Origin of the sequence: Collinsella sp. LCP21S3_A3, assembly GCF_052118905.1 — a bacterium.
Classification (GTDB): Bacteria; Actinomycetota; Coriobacteriia; order Coriobacteriales; family Coriobacteriaceae; genus Collinsella.
Genome location: NZ_JBQKGH010000040.1, coordinates 1 through 2,081, shown reverse-complemented (window position 1 = coordinate 2,081; position 2,081 = coordinate 1). Strand labels below are relative to the sequence as shown.

Annotated in this window: 2 protein-coding genes; both read right to left on the bottom strand. The window is 65.3% G+C overall.

Going from position 1 to position 2,081, the window contains the following annotated elements; translation table 11 throughout:
- On the bottom strand, nucleotides 1-701 hold a 701-nt coding region (gene istB, locus ACTQ0H_RS09205), incomplete at its 3' end, for an IS21-like element helper ATPase IstB (protein ID WP_441538973.1).
- Nucleotides 701-1,933, bottom strand: a complete 1,233-nt coding sequence (istA, locus tag ACTQ0H_RS09200; RefSeq protein WP_441016562.1) for an IS21 family transposase — start codon at nucleotides 1,931-1,933, stop codon at nucleotides 701-703. The genes istB and istA, both read right to left, overlap by 1 nt.
- Nucleotides 1,934-2,081: the final 148 nt, after the last annotated feature.

Here is a 2,081-nt window from a genome sequence, read left to right as displayed (position 1 = left end):
TGGTGGCAGATCCTGTCGGCGATGGCGCTGGCGGCCACCTCGTCGCCGAACACCTTCGCCCATCCCGTTATGCCAACGTTGGTGGTGATGATCGTGGACCGCTGCTCGTAGCGGGTGCTCACCAGCTGGAACAGCAGGTCGGCGCCGCCCTCGTCGATGTCCAGGTAGCCCAGCTCGTCGATGATGAGCAGCTTCGAGTGGGCGTAGTACTTCAGCCTCTTCTTGAGTATCCCCCTGGACTGGGCGTCCTTCAGGTCGTCCACGAGCCTGGCGCAGTCTATGAACCTCACCTCCTTGCCGGCCTTCACGGCCTCTATGCCGATCGCGGTGGCGAGGTGGGTCTTGCCCACGCCGGGGCTGCCCACCAGCAGCACGTTCTCGGCCCTGTCCACGAACCTCAGCGTCGCCAGCTCCTCAACCAGGGGCCTGGGCACGGAGGGCTGGAAGGACCAGTCGAAGTCCGCCAGCGTCTTCACGCACGGGAACCCCGACGAGCGTATCCGCAGCCTCGTGATCCTCTGCGTCCTGGCCTCCACCTCGACCTGCGTCATCTGCGCCACCGCGGAGCAGAAGTCCGCATCGCCCTCCGACACCATCCGCATGTAGTCGGGCAAAAGCGCCGACATCTCGTGCAGCCCCAGCGTCCCCAGGTTGTTCTGTGCCCTCACGTAGGGGCTGGCCTCGATCGCGGGATCCGCCATCACTTTCCTCCCATCCGCCCGAGCAGCTCCAGGTTCGCCCGCGCCTGCTCGCGTATGTCCTCGTCGGCCGCCCAGGCCTTATCCGCCATGGCCTCCACGTAGTGCTCTTCTGTATAATTGATCTTGCTGGCGCCCTGCGCCGCGTCGTGGACCGCGACCAGCTCGCCCGCCACGGTGATGCGGATCTGCCCGCCCGGCATCGTCACCACCCTGGCCTTCCTCCCGATGCACCTGCGGGGCACCGACCACTGCCTGCCGGCGGCCCTGACGAGCATCGTCGGCGGCACCACCTGATCAGAGACGTCGCCGACCATCGATTCCAGCAGGGTCGCGTTGCCTATCGGCTGCAGGAACTCCTTCTCCCGCATGAATAGCGCCGAGGGCGGCAGCCCCGTCGTGTCGTTGGGCTCCGAGTTGCTCCTGGCCTCGATGCGCGCGATGGCCGCCAGCAGCCCGTCCAGGCCCACGAAGTCGCGATCGTAGGCCGAGAGCCTGTTCAGGAAGCGGTTGGCGGACTCGTCCTTCCCCTTGGTCTGGGGGGCGCCCGCCCGGCACAGCTGCAGGTCGAAGCCGGCCTCCTTGGCGAACCGCCACGCCCTCTCGTTCCTGACGCGCCGGCCCGTGGACATGTTGACCAGCGACGACATGTTGTCGGTGAGGCACTCCTGCGGCACGCCGCCCATGAACTTGAACGCGCCCAACAGGCAGGCCAGCAGGTCGTCCGTGGTCCGGGTGGCCGAGTAGGTGAACTTGTGGAGCCTCGAGTACCCCAGGGTCGCGGAGAACACGTTGAACTCGAAGACCTCGCCGTTGGCGTCCACCATGGTGATGCCCTCCTTCCAGTCGAACTGCATCTGGCGGCCCGGAGGGGTCTCGAAGCGGGGGTGCGCGTCCGGTGCGCGCAGCGCGCCGAACGCGATGCCGTTCTTCCTGCAGTACTCGGTGAAGGCGTTGTACCCCGGCAGGCGGGCGTCCGGGTGCCTGTGCAGCAGGAACTCGTGGACGGCCTTCTTCGTGATGCCGGGAAGCTCGGCTTTTGCCTCTATCACCTCCCGGAACGGGTCGAAGCCGCTGCCCCTCGACGCCCTGCCGTCGTCGAGGTCGCCGCCCGCTCGCCAGTATTTGGCCACGGTCTTGCGGCTCATCCCGTGCCTGCGGCCGATCTCGCTGAAGTTGGGCTTGGTGCCGGATTGCCTGTACATGCTCAACTCGCCCATAACGTTCCTTTCCATATCGTCCTCCTCTCGAAAGGTTACTCGAGGGGAGGGTACCTTCGTTGGCGCGGTTGGGCAAAATGCGTTGGCGCTGTTGGCACATCTATCTTGGTGCTATTGGATTTTTACGTTGGTGTAACTGGCCCTTTTTATATTGGCATTAACA

Coding starts and splice junctions, on each gene's coding strand:
- istA (WP_441016562.1), bottom strand. CDS start 1,933: ATGGAAAGGAACGTTATGGGCGAGTTGAGCATGTACAGGCAATCCGGC.